This window comes from Paraburkholderia madseniana, assembly GCF_009690905.1.
Lineage (GTDB): Bacteria > Pseudomonadota > Gammaproteobacteria > Burkholderiales > Burkholderiaceae > Paraburkholderia > Paraburkholderia madseniana.
Map to the genome: position 1 here is coordinate 39,911 of NZ_VOSW01000043.1, position 14,578 is coordinate 54,488.

General features: G+C 60.8%; 11 protein-coding genes. 10 read left to right on the forward strand and 1 reads right to left on the reverse strand.

Annotated elements, in window-relative coordinates; all coding sequences use genetic code 11:
• The first annotated feature begins 43 nt into the window (after positions 1–43).
• The 6 genes from FSO04_RS22575 (at position 44) to FSO04_RS22600 (ending at position 8,564) form a co-directional block, all read left to right on the forward strand.
• On the forward strand, positions 44–721 hold the full coding sequence (locus tag FSO04_RS22575) for a response regulator transcription factor (RefSeq protein WP_154562644.1): 678 nt from the start codon (positions 44–46) through the stop codon (positions 719–721).
• A 139-nt stretch (positions 722–860) separates the two neighbouring features.
• Positions 861–2,339 (forward strand): efflux transporter outer membrane subunit, encoded by a 1,479-nt coding sequence (locus FSO04_RS22580; protein WP_166618232.1) that lies wholly within the window; start codon positions 861–863, stop codon positions 2,337–2,339.
• The gene (locus tag FSO04_RS22585) at positions 2,336–3,547 is read left to right on the forward strand and encodes an efflux RND transporter periplasmic adaptor subunit (protein WP_154562648.1); all 1,212 of its coding nucleotides are present in this window, start codon (positions 2,336–2,338) and stop codon (positions 3,545–3,547) included. Before FSO04_RS22580 ends, FSO04_RS22585 begins: the two co-directional genes overlap by 4 nt.
• The gene (locus tag FSO04_RS22590) at positions 3,544–6,657 is read left to right on the forward strand and encodes an efflux RND transporter permease subunit (protein ID WP_154562650.1); all 3,114 of its coding nucleotides are present in this window, start codon (positions 3,544–3,546) and stop codon (positions 6,655–6,657) included. The genes FSO04_RS22585 and FSO04_RS22590 overlap by 4 nt, the downstream gene beginning before the upstream one ends.
• A 288-nt stretch (positions 6,658–6,945) precedes the next feature.
• The gene (locus tag FSO04_RS22595; RefSeq protein ID WP_154562652.1) at positions 6,946–7,104 is read left to right on the forward strand and encodes a hypothetical protein; all 159 of its coding nucleotides are present in this window, start codon (positions 6,946–6,948) and stop codon (positions 7,102–7,104) included.
• A 371-nt stretch (positions 7,105–7,475) separates the two neighbouring features.
• Positions 7,476–8,564: a hypothetical protein gene (locus tag FSO04_RS22600; protein ID WP_154562654.1), complete on the forward strand. Its 1,089-nt coding sequence runs from the start codon at positions 7,476–7,478 to the stop codon at positions 8,562–8,564.
• A gap of 139 nt (positions 8,565–8,703) precedes the next feature.
• Here the strand turns inward: FSO04_RS22600 and FSO04_RS22605 are convergent, their stop codons facing one another.
• Positions 8,704–10,263 (reverse strand): class I SAM-dependent methyltransferase, encoded by a 1,560-nt coding sequence (locus FSO04_RS22605; RefSeq protein WP_168435792.1) that lies wholly within the window; start codon positions 10,261–10,263, stop codon positions 8,704–8,706.
• 362 nt (positions 10,264–10,625) lie between these two features.
• Between FSO04_RS22605 and FSO04_RS22610 the strand changes: the two genes are divergently transcribed.
• From FSO04_RS22610 to FSO04_RS22625, 4 genes are all read left to right on the forward strand, one after another.
• Positions 10,626–11,549, forward strand: coding sequence for a class I SAM-dependent methyltransferase (locus FSO04_RS22610; RefSeq protein ID WP_166618233.1), 924 nt, complete (start codon positions 10,626–10,628; stop codon positions 11,547–11,549).
• A gap of 89 nt (positions 11,550–11,638) precedes the next feature.
• Positions 11,639–12,040, forward strand: a complete 402-nt coding sequence (locus tag FSO04_RS22615; RefSeq protein ID WP_154562658.1) for a MarR family winged helix-turn-helix transcriptional regulator — start codon at positions 11,639–11,641, stop codon at positions 12,038–12,040.
• A gap of 295 nt (positions 12,041–12,335) precedes the next feature.
• The gene (locus FSO04_RS22620) at positions 12,336–14,009 is read left to right on the forward strand and encodes an FAD-dependent oxidoreductase (RefSeq protein WP_154562660.1); all 1,674 of its coding nucleotides are present in this window, start codon (positions 12,336–12,338) and stop codon (positions 14,007–14,009) included.
• Positions 14,010–14,129: 120 nt separating this feature from the next.
• Positions 14,130–14,399 (forward strand): hypothetical protein, encoded by a 270-nt coding sequence (locus tag FSO04_RS22625; RefSeq protein WP_154562662.1) that lies wholly within the window; start codon positions 14,130–14,132, stop codon positions 14,397–14,399.
• Positions 14,400–14,578: the final 179 nt, after the last annotated feature.

Consider the following 14,578-nt stretch of genomic DNA (forward strand, 5'->3'; position numbering starts at 1 on the left):
ATGAAAAAATTTTAATGTAAGTCCTCATTGCCTTGATTAGCGCATGCGAGTCCTTCTGATCGAAGACGATACGCGCGCCAGCCATTTTCTGGCGCGCGGGTTGAGCGAGAGCGGTCTCATTGTCGACGCGGTGGCCGACGGTGCGACCGGTCTCGCGTACGCGCGCGAGGGCATCTACGACGTGATTGTGACTGATCGGCTTTTGCCGGCGCTCGATGGCATCGCCCTCGTGCAGCAATTGCGCGCAGGCGGCGATACCACGCCGGTGCTGATGCTGTCCGCGGTCGGCGGGCTGAACGAGCGCGTGGAGGGCATCCGCGCCGGTTGCGACGACTATCTTGTGAAGCCGTATGCCTTCGTCGAAGTGCTGGCGAGAATCGAGGCGCTTGCACGGCGCGCAGATCGCAGCAGGATGAGCGAGAGGCTCGAATGCGCGGATCTGATGCTCGACACGCGGGCGCGAACCGCGACGCGCGGCGGCCGCGATCTACGCCTGCAGCACCGCGAATTCCTGTTGCTCGAATGTCTGGCGCGACGCGAAGGGCAGGTCGTCACGCGCAGCATGCTGCTCGAGGCAGCGTGGAATTACGATTTCGAACCGCGCGGCAATATCATCGATATGCACATGCATCGCTTGCGGGCGAAGGTGGATCGCGATTTTCCGGTGGCGCTGATTCATACCGTGGTGGGTGCGGGTTATGTGCTGAACCCGGCACCTTAGCAGGTGCTTTGCGGCGACATGGATACGCGCTCCGACGGCGTGTTGCGGCGCATTAAATTTTTTTCATTATTGGGCGAAAGCGCCGACAGGACCCGCTGACTACTCTGGCGACATTCCCATGTTGCCGGAGTGTTCTCCAATGTCAGGGCTGTCCCGTCCGGCGCCGTTTTCGCGCGTCGTCAGTCCTCGTGCGCCTCATCGGGCCCTGCGTGCTGCCGCATGTGCCGCATGCGCACTCGGCGTCGCGGTTCTGGCCGGGTGCTCGCTCGTGCCGGCCTATCAGCGGCCGGGTGCGCCGCTCGCGCAGCGCTTCGACGGCGCGGCGAATGCTTCGCTCGCCGATACCGTTCCCGTCAGGAGCGGCTGGTGGCGCGAATATCACGACCCCGCGCTCGATGCGCTGGTCGATCGCAGTCTGCGCAACAACTTCACGCTGGCGTCCGCGATTGCGAGCGTCGAACAGGCGCGCGGCAACGCCGAGAAAGCCGGCGCGCCGCAGTATCCGTCGCTCTCGCTCGGCGCCACCTTCGACCGCGCTCACCAGGGGCGTGGCTCGACCACCAAAACCCAAAGCCTGTTCGCCGAAGCCAGTTACGAGGTCGACTTCTGGGGCTTTAACGCCGCTAACGCCAGCGCGGCGGACCTGCTCGCGCGCGCATCCGAGTTCGATCGCGATACAGTGGCGTTGACGCTGACCGCATCGGTGGCGGACACGTATTTCCAGGTGCAGAGCCTGCGCCGCCGTCTGGCGATCGCACGGTCCATTTCCGACGATGCCGCGCACATTCTGCAACTGTTGCTCGCGCAACAGGAGGCGGGCGTTGCAACCGAGCTGCAGGTCCAGCAGCAGCGCAATGCGCTCGCCACCTTCCAGGCGGCGGTCCCGGCGCTGCAACAGCAACTGGACACCAACATCCATGCGCTCGCCGTGCTGGTGGGCACCGCGCCTGAGCAGTTCACGGTCAACGACACCGCGCTCGCCGGAATCGCCATTCCCCAGCCGCGTCCGAATCTGCCGGCCAGCCTGCTGGAAACGCGCCCCGATATCCGCTCGAAGGAAGCGCAGTTGCAGTCGGCTAATGAGAGCGTCGGCGCGGCACGCGCGGCCTTTCTGCCGAACATCGTGCTGACCGCCGACGGCGGGCTCAGCAGCAAGTCCCTTTCGCATTTTCTGTCGAGTCCGTTTGCGAGCCTCGCCACGTCGCTGGCCGCGCCGCTGTTCGACGGCGGCGCGCTGCACGGTCAGTTGCACGCAAGCCAGGCCGCCGAAGCCAAGGGCGTCGCCGATTACCGGCAGGCCGTGGTGACTGCGCTGCAGGACGTCGAGGATTCGCTCTCGGCGGCGCAACAGCAGCAGCTCGCGGAAGCCGCCGACCAGACCGCCGCTGACGCTGCCCGCAAAGCCGCCACGCTCGCGCAAGCCCAATACAAGCTCGGCACCGTCGACTTTCTGACCGTACTCGACGCCCAACGCACGCTCTATCAAGCCGAAGACACACTGGTGCAGGCGCGGCTCGCGCGCCTCCAAGCGTCGGTGAGCCTGTTTCGCGCGTTCGGCGGCGGCTTCGGTGTCACCGATAGCGGCACCGCTTCCACTCCTACGCCTTCCCGCTCATGAACCCTGCTGATATTCCGAATCACGAGGCGCCCCGGGCGCGCCGTCGCGCGCCGCTCGCGGTGGCGTGCGTTGTCCTTGCCTTGATTCTTGGCGCGTGGTTATGGCCGAAGCATCCGGCTGTGAAGCCCGTGGCTGCGGTGCCGGTCAACGCGGGTCATCCGGTGATCAGCGATTTTCCGATTCGCGTGGTCGCAGTGGGTACGGTCCTCGCACTCAATACTGTGGACGTCAAAGTGCGTGTGGACGGCCAGTTGCAGCGCGTGGCTTTCACTGAAGGGCAGGATGTGAAGGCAGGGCAGTTGCTCGCGCAACTCGACCAGGGACCGCTCACTGCGCAATTGCATCAGGCGGAAGCGGCGCAACGCAAGGACCAGGCCTCGCTTGATAACGCGAGGCTCGATCTCGCGCGTTACTCGAAGCTCGTCGGCATTGGCGCGGCGACCACCCAGGCCGTGGACACCGCGAAGGCGCAAGTCGAAGCGCTCGCCGCCACGGTCGCTGCAGATGCAGCGCTGGTGCAGAGCGATCGCCTGCAACTGAGCTTCACCATGCTCTTCGCGCCGTTCACAGGCCGTGTGGGCGCGCGCGAAGCCGACATCGGCGCGATCGTGCATCCCACCGACACGACCGGTATCGTCACCGTCACGCAAATGGAGCCGATTACCGTGCTGTTCTCCGTGCCGCAAGACGTGCTCCCCGACCTGCTAGCGAATCAGGCGGCCGCGCCGTTGGCGGTGAACGTGACCACGCGTTCCGGCAGCACCGCGCTCGCCGACGGCACGCTCGTGTTCATCGATAGTACGGTCGATCCCACCACCGGTCAGATCAAACTCAAGGCCTCCTTCACCAACAGGGATCGCAAGCTGTGGCCGGGCGAGCTGGTGAATGCGCGCGTGCTGTTGCGTACCGATACGCAGCGGGTCGCCGTGCCGAGCCGCGCGGTGGTGAACACGCAGAACGGCACGCAGTTATACGTGATCAACGCGAATGGCACGGCGCAGATGCGTCCGGTGAAAATCGGCGTGACGGTCGACGGAATGACGGAAATTCGCAGCGGTGTCGCCCTTAAGGATTTGGTCGTGTTTGATGGACAAAGCCGCTTGAACCCAGGCGTGCGCGTGGCGGCGACCACGGTGCCGACAGTAGCCCAGGCACCGGTCAACGCAGACTCGACGGGCAGCCAGGCCAACCAGGACAATCCGTCATGAGCCTGATGGAACGGTTCATCAAACGGCGCATTGCGACCAGTTTTCTTGCTATCGCGGTGCTGCTGGCGGGCGCGGTGGCGTATTTCCTGCTGCCGGTCGCGCCCTTGCCACAAGTCGACTTTCCGACCATTCAGGTCGTGGCGAAGTTGCCGGGTGCGAGCGCCGAGACCATGGCGACTTCGGTAGCGACGCCACTCGAACGACAACTCTCGCTGATCGCGGGCATCACGCAGATGACGTCGTCGAGCTCGCTGGGCACGACCAACATCGCGGTGCAATTCGACTTGTCGCGCGATATCAACGGCGCGGCGCAGGACGTGCAGACGGCGATCAACGCGGCCGGCGGCACCTTGCCGAAGAATCTGCCGAACCCGCCGACCTATGAAAAGGTCAACCCGGCCGACTTCACCTTGCTGTCACTCGCGCTGACGTCGCCTTCGCTCACGCTCACGCAACTCGACAGCTACGCCGAAGACTATCTGGCGCAGCAGATCTCGCAGATGCCCGGCGTCGGCCTGGTCGATTTTCACGGCCAGCAGCGGCCTGCCGTACGCATCCAGCTCGATCCCGACAAGCTCACCGCGCGTGGCCTCACGCTGGAAGATGTGCGCTCGATCGTCGGCGTGCAGACGGTGAATGCACCCAAGGGCAGCCTGAACGGCCCGGATCGCTCGGTGATTTTCAACGCCACCGACCAGATCACGACCGCCTCCGAGTATCGCGATCTTGTGATCGCGTACAAGAACGGCGCGCCGATTCGCGTATCGGATCTCGGCACCGTTCTGAACGCCGCCGAAGACAACCAGCAGGCCGCGTGGCTTCAGCACGAACGCGCGATCATCCTCGATATTCACAAGCAGCCTGGCTACAACGTCGTGCAGACGATTGCCAACATCAAGGCGAAGCTGCCTGCGCTGGAAGCGACGCTGCCCGCCGCCGCGCATCTGCATGTCGTGGGCGATCGCACGCAAACCATCAATGCGTCGGTGCACGACGTGCAGTTCACGCTGATGCTGACGGTCGCGCTGGTCGTGATGGTCATCTTCTCGTTTCTGCGCAACGTGTGGGCGACGATCATTCCGAGCCTGACGATTCCTTTGTCGCTGGTCGCTACGTTCGGCGTGATGTATCTGCTCGGCTATAGCCTCGACAATCTGTCGCTGATGGGGTTGACCATCGCGGTGGGTTTCGTGGTGGACGATGCGATCGTCGTGATCGAAAACGTGATGCGGCATGTCGAGGAAGGCGTGCCGCGCATGAAAGCCGCGCTGCTCGGCGTGATGGAAGTGCGCTTCACCATTATCTCGATGACGATCTCGCTGATCGCGGTGTTCATTCCGATCCTGTTGATGGGCGGCATTGTCGGACGCCTGTTCCGCGAATTCGCGGTGACAGTGAGCGCGGCGATCCTGATGTCGGCGCTGGTCTCGCTGACCGTCACGCCGATGCTATGCGGCTGGCTGATCCGCTCGCCTGAGCCGGATGACACAGGGCGGATGCGCAAGCTTGAAGCCTGGCTCGAACGAGGCTTTGTCGCGGTGGAGCGGCGTTACGAGCGAGGTCTCGATTGGGTGTTGAATTGGCCGAAACTGATGCTTGGCGTGACGATCGCGACGATCGTCGCGACTATCGCGCTGTTCGTCGTGATCCCGAAGGGCTTCTTCCCGCAGGAAGACTCCGGTTTGATCATGGGTGTCGCGCAGGCCGCGCCGGATATTTCCCCGCGCGCGATGTCTTTGAAAATGCAGCAACTGGGCAATATTATCGAAGCCGATCCCGCCGTCGATAACGTCTACTACTGGATGGGTGCAAATCCGACCGTGAGCCAGGGCCGCGTGATGATCAACCTGAAAGCGTTCGGTCAGCGCAAGGACAGCGCCGCGCAGGTGCTCAATCGCCTGAAACCGCAACTGGCGAAGGTGATGGGCATTTCCTTGTCGATGCAGGTCCGCCAGGATATTCAGGTGGGCGGCCGCATCAGCGCCGCGCAGTATCAGTACACGCTTCAGGACCCCGATATCAATGAACTTAATCATTGGGCGGGCGTACTAACCGATAAGCTGTCGAAGCTCCCGCAACTCGCCGACGTCACTTCGGATCAGCAAGCGGCAGCCACCAGCGCTACGCTCGTGATCGACCGCAGCACGGCTTCGCGTTTCGGTATTACTGCTCAAGCCATCGACGACACGCTATACGACGCGTTCGGTCAACGGCAGATCGCGACGCTGTTCACACAGTTGAACCAGTACCACGTTGTCGAAGAAGTCGATCCGGGCTTCCAGTTGACCACCGATGCGCTCGCGCACCTCTACGTGCGTTCGCCGCTGACGAATGAACTGGTGCCGCTCAACACGCTCGCAAAGATCGAAAACAACGTCTCGCCGATTTCCGTGAATCACCAGGGGTTGTTCCCGGCCGTGACGATCTCGTTCAATCTGGCGCCGGGGCAATCGCTCGGCAATGCCGTGACGGCGATTCGCCAGGCCGAAGTCGCGGCAGGCAAACCCGACAGTTTGACGGGCTCGTTCCAGGGCACGGCGCAGGCGTTTCAGGCGTCGCTCGCGAGCGAACCGTATCTGATCGCCGCGGCGCTGGTGGTGGTGTATCTGATTCTCGGCATTCTGTACGAAAGCGCGATTCATCCGCTCACCATTATTTCGACGCTGCCCTCGGCGGGTGTGGGCGCGTTGCTGGCGCTGATGCTGTGCGGCCAGGATCTCTCGATCATGGGGATGATCGGCATCATTCTGCTGATTGGTATCGTGAAGAAAAACGCCATCATGATGATCGATTTCGCGCTTGTGGCCGAGCGTGAGCAAGGCTTATCGCCGCGCGAGGCGATCCGTCAGGCGTGCGTACTGCGCTTCCGGCCGATCATGATGACGACGCTCGCCGCGCTGTTTGGCGCCCTGCCGCTCGCGCTCGGCCACGGCGCGGGGGCGGAATTGCGTGTCCCGCTGGGTATTGCGATTGTCGGCGGCCTGATCGTTTCGCAGATGCTGACGCTTTTCACGACGCCGGTGGTGCATCTGTGGTTCGATCGTCTGTCCCATTGGCTGGCGAAACGGCGCGCGAAAGGCGGCATGCTCGAGCGTGAACCGGTAGGTTGAGCGCCGACGGCGCGCAACGCGGTGCATAGCGGCCGGTGCTTGACTGCCGGCGCGCTCACCCTGCTCAGCGTGTCGTCTCGGCACGCATTCCAATTCTGCGGGACCGCCGCCGATCCGGCGCGGCGGTCCTTACCCTCCGGCTGAACTTCCTGAGTGCGTTAGTGCACTTTGGCTGCGGCCTCCTTGGCGAGCAGGCGTTGCGCCTGTTGATCGCCCTTTCCTGCTTCCTGCGCGGTTTGAACCGACGTCTCGCTTGCTTCGGCCAACAAAGCACGTGCGGCGCTGCTGATGTTGACCGTATACGACGACGCTGACGAAGCGGACGACGCGGGCGTGCTGGTGCTCGACCCCGTAGCCGAAGAGGCGCTCGTGCCCGATGCCGGGGCGCTAGACGCTGAACTCGAGGTAGACGCGGCGGATGAAGCCGCTGCTTGTGCGGCGTTTTGACCGATTGCCTGAATGGACATCCCAATCTCCCGATAGAGAAAATACGTGTGTACTGCGTTCTGTCTATCGGCCTCGATTCGGAGTGCTTGAGCAGTATATTTTTTCAAACTTTCCATCTTCTTAAGGATCTCTTAAGGAGAGGTAAAAATGCCAAACGGTTCTCGCCCGCATTCGGCACAGACTGGCAGCAAGAACACTAATAGCGACGAACTTTGCAGACGCCTGGAGGCATACCAGTCGGCGTAGTTTTACGCGCCGTCACCGTTCAGTCATGCGCGCATGTTTCCATATATTTCGTTTCATTACCGGGTGCCTGGCATATGCCGGTGCCTCTGCCTTTCCCGATCGCATACCTGTTTTCGGAGACGAACATGCCCAGCATTCGATCTGCTTACGCAGTAAGCCGCATTTTTAGTTGCACCGCACTAGCGTTCACCGCCTTCAGTTTCGCGGCTGGCGGCGCCAACGCACAAACGGCGGCGAAGCCGTTAGTCACTCCGGGTTTTAGCATAACCGTGTTCGCGGCGGGTTCCGGCGGGTTGATGAGCGCACCGGATTCACTGGCCGTGCTCGATGGTCACGTTTGGGTTGGCTATGCGAATAACGGCGCACCAGATGGCTCGAACGGCGCGATGAGCGTGATTGTTGAATACGCGCAAGACGGCAGTGTCGTGAAGACTTATCAAGTCCCGGGACACAACGATGGCCTGAAGATCAATCCGTATACTCGCGAGATCTGGGCGATGCAGAATGAGGATGCGAATCCAAACCTCGTCATCATTAATCCCTCGACCGGCCAGGCATCCAAACCGTATTCCTTTGGCAAGACGCTGCACGGCGGCGGTTACGATGACATCGTGTTCAAGGACGGCCAGGCCTACTTCAGCGCGTCCAATCCCACCCTTAACAGTAGCGGCAAGAATATGGGGCCCGCGATTGTCCGCGTTGTGCACCTTGATGCGAGCACCTACACAATCGACGTCACTCCGGTAATGCGCGGCACATTGGACGCCAGCAACATTCCGTTTGGCACGGTGGCGAACCTGACCCTGACCGATCCGGATTCAATGACGCTGACGCCGTCGGGTGATGTACTGCTCGATGATCAGGGAGATGGTCAGCTTGTCTTGTTGCGCTCGTCGGGCGACGAACCGCGAGTGCAATATCTGCCGCTTCTCGGCAACGTGCAGGTGGACGACACGGTATTCGCCACTGCGCGACGGGGCTACCTGCTGGTGTCCGATACGAAGGCGAACGTGGTGTACAAGATTAGTGCCAATGTCTGGCAGCGCGACGCGGCGTTCTCCGCATCAACGGGCGTGGCCGCTACAAGTAGCACGCCGGCGGTGCCGGCTTATGTCGGCCAACTTGATCTGCGTAGCGGAGCACTCCTTCCTCTGGTGACCAATTTGGTAAGTCCGCACGGCATGGCCTTTGTATCGACAGACGACCAGCAGTAACGGCCGCGCGTTGATTGCAGGATGACGTGGTCGCCGTAAGCAATTCTGCGGCGATTGCGTTGGCCGAACGCGCGATTGTCCCCTGGAGCGGACGCGGTCATGGAGGTAGCGCCATCCGCTTGCCGACCGTATCTCTTCCTCAAGCGATTCCCAGTGCCTGCAATATGGGTAGATGTATTTCAGCAAAGCGATTCGCTTTCGCAATCAGATCGTCGCGGGTGTTCAGCGGGCTAACGGAAACTCCTTCCATGGCGTGAGCCGGCGTGGGGTTCCTGTGCAAAGCAGCTTCGGCGAATTCGGCCCACTGTGTGGGTTCCCTTAAATGACGTCGCCTTGCCAACAGGAAGAGCTGTGGCACACGGGGAATCAAAACACCCGATCCGGACACGGGACTGACCAGAAATTGTACGTCCCCATGCTGGAGCGCCTGCTCGCAAATGGCGGCGTTCAGCCTGTCCGACGACGGACGAGCCAGATTAACGTGCGCCTCGTCCTGTACATTCAGCAACACGCCGGCCCCCACTAACAATGTCACGGCCTTGACGATGAGGGGGAGTGTAATCCCACGTCCGCGGACGCTGTTTTCGATATCGGAGAGACGTGCGGGGTGATGGCTGGCAAGCGCGTCGAGAATCGGACCATATGAGCTTTCCGGTAGCGTCGCTTCTCCCAGCGCTCCGCGCACCTTCAGCAAGACCGCAGCCCTCGGCAGCGCCAGCATGACGCGATGCGCGCGCAGCGCCGTCTGCTGCACCTCGTCACCGAGCGTCCGGCTCCCTTTGACCCAATAATCTCGCCGCATCGACCGGTTGATGCAAAAGTCTCGTACGGTCTCCCGTAAAGCGGTATCCGGAATGCCCACCAACAAGGCGCGTTGAGCTGGGTTGAGATTGATCTCGTCGACGTGATCGCGATAGTCCGCAGAACAGCCATAGGTCAAACCGCTCGCGGCAAGCGATGATGTGACCTGCGAGAAAGTCATGGGCTGCCAGTCACGATTGAAATATTCATGCGCGAGGTAGTGCGTGTTCTCGTTGCACAATGCGTCGACACGTTCAGCCAGCTGCGGGTTGACCACTGCGTAGCCGGGTTGCGTCGCAACCACGGTCTTTACGAAGTCTAACGCCGCTGCAATGTGCGTCTGGACTTGCGTTTCGGCGGGCACGCCGCCGTGGGCATTCAACCTCGCGCTCGCCTGGAAATGACAGTTCATCAATTCGCGCACGGGCAACATCGTGGCCCACCCGGGCTGGGTGTTATAGCTCATATACACGACGCCGCCGTCATTGAGTTTGCGTCGTATGAAATCGGCAATGAGCGCACGGTTTTCGTCGGAAATCCAGCTCCAGATGCCGTGCATGCCAATGAAATCAAATTTCGGCAATTCGTCTCGCCTGCAAAATTCTGCGAAGCTTTCGGCGAACAAGCTTGCCTGCGATCCGGCGCACTGTGTCAATTGCCGTGCAAAGCTCGCATGAGACGGGTTGAAGTCAGTACCGAACCATCTTGTAGCTGACCCGGCTGCGTGGATATTCACGCTGACGCCGTGGCCGAATCCCAGTTCGCAGGCGGTACGCAGGGCCGGAGGGGCGAATCCCGACTGTAGTAACGGAAGTCTAAGGCGCAGCGGATCCAGTTCGTCGCAATAGCCATACGTGTACGCAATACCATCAATGCTGCCGGCTTCCCACTCACTCACGTTCTAGCTCTCGTTTTCTTGAAGGATCGCCGTGCTGGAACGGCGACTTCCCAACCCACTTTCAGCGGAGGCCGGGTGATACGGTCAACGTCACCGGGCGCGGATCGCCTCGCCGTCGGGTCGACGTGATGCGAAGCCTCTCATAGCGCGGACCTCTTTGTCTATTCACAGTCCGACGCCAGACATTCCTGCGTGGTTTCCCGCTCTGATAGCAAGTCCCTCAGGTTCTCATAAGGTAACGTCCCTTACATTCATTCGCCGACGGCGATGCCGCCCAACTGCTGGTCGGCTGATCCGGGATGAGGTTCGAGTCTTTGGTCATTCGACACACCTCGTTATCCAATCGACATTCGTCCTTCGACATGAATAGCTCCGACTCCCAGCCCCAATCCGATGTGTGGTCCGATTGGCTGTTACATATCCGGCACGGAGATGATCCAACGCACGAACGAGCCCTCCATGTCGAACTCAAACACCATGTGGACCGCGTTCTGGCCGGCGCGAGGCTTACCCCTGGCATGACGCTCGCCGACATCGGTACCGGCGATGGGCTGATCGGTTTAAGCGCGATCGACCGCATAGGCCCATCGCTGCGCGTGCTTATGACGGATATTTCGGCACCTCTGCTTCGTCACACTGAAGCACTCGCAGTTCAGCGGAACATCCAGGATCAGTGCGTCTTCATCCAATGCTCCGCCGAATCGCTCGATGGCATTGAGGCTGGCACTGTCGATGCAGTCACGACACGGGCCGTTCTCGCGTATGTCCCGGACAAGATGGTCGCCCTGCGGGAATTTCATCGGATTCTCAGGCCCGGTGGCCGGCTGTCGATCGCCGAACCGATTATGCGCGACGATGCAATCGAGGCAAGCTCGCTGCGGAAAATCGTTGAAGGTCTGCCCGAGAAAGCAGGGGACAACTTCTTCCACCTGCTGCATCGCTGGAAATCCGCTCAGTTTCCCGATACTGACGAAAAAATTTCTGCGAATCCGATTGCCAACTACGGCGAACGCGATCTGGTCCGCTTCGCTTTAGATGCGGGGTTCGCGGATATTCATATGGAGTTTCACATTGATGTACGTCCCGCCGCGGTCACCTCCTGGGACGTGCTGCTTGGCAGCTCGCCGCACCCTTGGGCTCCGCGGCTCGGCGACATTCTCGCGACGCAGTTCACAGTGGACGAACGACTATTCTTCGAACAGATCCTCCGCCCGCAAGTTGAAGGTCGCCGATTGGTCACGGCCGAGCGCACCGCTTACCTTACCGCGCTAAAGTCTCTTCGCTGACGCACATAGCGGCTTCGATCACATGCGGTCCCCGTACCAAGTTGTATCCCGCTCGATTTCCGGAAATTCTGTAAACCCTTGAGTCGACGATGTTAAGCGGCGACGTGACCTTCGCGCGTGTCATCTCTCTGTTCCATCTCCATCACCACGATTCGCAGACCATTGCTGAACTGGCCGAGGCAACTGGCCTGAGTCATGCTGCGGCCAGTCGTATGGTCGACGGACTGTATCGGGAAGGCGTGGTGGATCGTCGGGAGGCGGCCGAGGATCGCAGGCAGAAGTGTGTTGAATTGACACCTGCTGGCTTGAAAAAAATCGAGGCCATGCGCCAGGTAACACCCGAGGCCTATGCCGAGATGATGGCGCAAGTGCCAAAGGAACTACGTATCAGGCTCGACGAGATCCTGATGGAGCTCGAGCCGTACGTGATCCCTTCTGAACCAGAGCGGGGAGGCCGTCCGCGTAAACCCCGGTCGCGTCGCCAAAGCTGAGAAGGACGCGGCAACAATCGAATCGGCGGCAACGCTGGCCCGTTAGACCGCAGACACATAACGATTCACGAAGCGGCAGGGACCAGCCGCTTCAAGGCTTTTCGAATAGGCGCACTGCCATTACCATCCAGCGTGCGGGCGAGCCACCGCGTCTCGCGCACTTTACTGCGACCGAAATTCAGGTACACAATCAGCACGGATATTGCAGTTCGCAGTCTCCAGTCCTTTTGATTATTCGTGCCCTCAAGGTGCTCACCCGGGTCACAATCCGTGCCCACTCATTTGGAATCTCTCCATGAGCGATAAATCGTCGGGCGGAGTTGGAGAATTGGTGTCAGGCGGCAGCCGCCACCACCAGATTTTTCCAACGCTGAATGAAAGACAGTTTGCACTATTGGAGAGGTACGGTGAGCGACGCAGGCTGAACACGGGCGATGTGCTGTTCTCCGAAGGCGACCGGCACATTCCCATGTTCGCCATCGTCTCAGGGACTATCGAGGCGACGAGAGGCTCAGGAGACGGTCTCCATGTGCTGGGCAGGCACGGTCCAGGCAGCTTCACAGGTGAGGTCGGAACGCTTGCCGGCCGCGCCGCGGTGGCCACGGCGCGCGCCACCAGTGATTGCGAAGTGATCGTTATCGACGAGGAATCGCTGCGCGCGCTCGTCATCGCGGAAGCTGAATTAAGCGAAACAATCATGCGCGCGTTCATCCTGCGCCGGGTCGCTTTTATTCAGGACCAGAGCGGGGGTATTCTGGTCATTGGCAGTTCGGCGTCCGCGGCCACGTTCCGTCTTCGGCATTTTCTGAGCCGCAACGGTCAGCCATCGGCCTACTTCGATATCGTCGAGCATCAGGAAGCGCAGGCGCTTCTCGAACGCAATGGCGCGACAGAAGCTGATATACCAGTGGTCATCACGCTACAAGGTCACGTTCTGAAGTGCCCGACCCACCGCGCCGTGGCCGATGCAATCGGTCTCAGTCCCGACAAGCTGAATGGCGAGCGGTTCGATGTGGTCGTGGTGGGCGCCGGACCGGCAGGTCTTGCGGCCGCGGTATACGCGGCCTCCGAAGGCTTGAAGGTCGCGGTCCTCGACACCAAGGCGCCGGGTGGCCAGGCGGGTACCAGTTCAAAGATAGAAAATTACTTCGGGTTTCCAACGGGCATCTCGGGTCAAGCGCTTGCCGGGCGCGGCCTGTCGCAATGCCGGAAATTCGGTGCCGAGGTCGGCGTACCCATTGAAGCGCTCGGCATCGATTGCCAGGACGCACCGCCTTTTCACATTCGGCTCAATTACGACGAGCACGTATATGCCAGCGCCGTCGTCATTGCTACTGGCGCGCGTTATCGGAAACCGTCGCTGGACCGCCTGGAGAATTTCGAGGGGCGCGGCGTTTACTACAGCGCAACGTTCATGGAAGCCGCGTTTTGTGCCAACGAAGAATTGATTATCGTTGGTGGCGGAAATTCAGCCGGTCAGGCAGCGGTCTTCCTCGCGGGATTTGCGCGGCATGTTCACATCGTGATTCGCGGTGACGGACTCAATGCGAGCATGTCGAATTATCTGATCCGACGGATCGATGCGGCGTCCAACATTACCGTTCATCAGCGGACCCAAGTCGTGGAGCTGTACGGCGAGGAGCGGCTTGAATCGGTCAAATGGGACCGGCAAGGGGAGATCGAACAGAAACCGATCCGGCACGTCTTCCTGTTTCTCGGTGCGCAGCCCAGTACCGGCTGGCTCGGCGATTGTGTTGCGCTGGACAAGAACGGCTTCGTGCTCACCGGCACCGATGCACTTAAGGCGTGTCCGCCGGATCGTCCGCCTCGATTTCTGGAGACGAGCCGGCCAGGCATCTTTGCAGTTGGTGACGTTCGCAGTGGTTCGGTGAAGAGGGTCGCGGCTGCTGTCGGAGAGGGCGCCGCTGTCCTTCAGTCGCTGCATGAATATTTGGCTCTGTATGAGTGAAGTCTGACTGCGAGTGTCAACAAAATAGCGGCGTTGGGACGCATGCCGTGCTTGCCAGCGAGATCCGTGTCGTCAGGTATGACATGCTACGATTCCTCGAAGATCACGATGGAGGTAGCTATGTGGGACAAGATCGAACACAACGGATATGAAGTCTGGGTCCTTCCGATCCTTGCATACGGTCCACCGGCCCCAACCACCTTGTGGCACTACTCGGCGTACATCTGTCGCCACGGTTCCGATGCCCACCTCGCCGGGCAGAGCATTCGCTTCCAGGAACTTGTCGCCACCTTCGGCAGCGAAGAAGCGGCCCGCGAGGCTGGGTATGTAGAAGGAAAGCGGCGTGTCGACCTGATGGTCGAAGGCGGCTCGGTTGTCAGCAACGGCTGATCACTGCTCTAGTTGTTCAAAATGCAACTCTGGATTCAACCATGCGCACGATGCGCTGATCTCTACGGGCAGTCGGCTACTGCGGCTCCGCATGACGACCTGACGCCTAACGGCGTCGGCACCGTGAAGGATACGCGAGCAGAAGAGCACTACACGTGCGTGCGGTGCGGCGCCGTGTT

Excerpts from the sequence above, each read along its gene's own strand:
- FSO04_RS22575 (WP_154562644.1), top strand. The coding sequence starts at position 44 with ATGCGAGTCCTTCTGATCGAAGACGATACGCGCGCCAGCCATTTTCTG.
- FSO04_RS22580 (WP_166618232.1), top strand. The coding sequence starts at position 861 with ATGTCAGGGCTGTCCCGTCCGGCGCCGTTTTCGCGCGTCGTCAGTCCT.
- FSO04_RS22585 (WP_154562648.1), top strand. The coding sequence starts at position 2,336 with ATGAACCCTGCTGATATTCCGAATCACGAGGCGCCCCGGGCGCGCCGT.
- FSO04_RS22590 (WP_154562650.1), top strand. The coding sequence starts at position 3,544 with ATGAGCCTGATGGAACGGTTCATCAAACGGCGCATTGCGACCAGTTTT.
- FSO04_RS22595 (WP_154562652.1), top strand. The coding sequence starts at position 6,946 with ATGTTGACCGTATACGACGACGCTGACGAAGCGGACGACGCGGGCGTG.
- FSO04_RS22600 (WP_154562654.1), top strand. The coding sequence starts at position 7,476 with ATGCCCAGCATTCGATCTGCTTACGCAGTAAGCCGCATTTTTAGTTGC.
- FSO04_RS22610 (WP_166618233.1), top strand. The coding sequence starts at position 10,626 with ATGAATAGCTCCGACTCCCAGCCCCAATCCGATGTGTGGTCCGATTGG.
- FSO04_RS22615 (WP_154562658.1), top strand. The coding sequence starts at position 11,639 with ATGTTAAGCGGCGACGTGACCTTCGCGCGTGTCATCTCTCTGTTCCAT.
- FSO04_RS22620 (WP_154562660.1), top strand. The coding sequence starts at position 12,336 with ATGAGCGATAAATCGTCGGGCGGAGTTGGAGAATTGGTGTCAGGCGGC.
- FSO04_RS22625 (WP_154562662.1), top strand. The coding sequence starts at position 14,130 with ATGTGGGACAAGATCGAACACAACGGATATGAAGTCTGGGTCCTTCCG.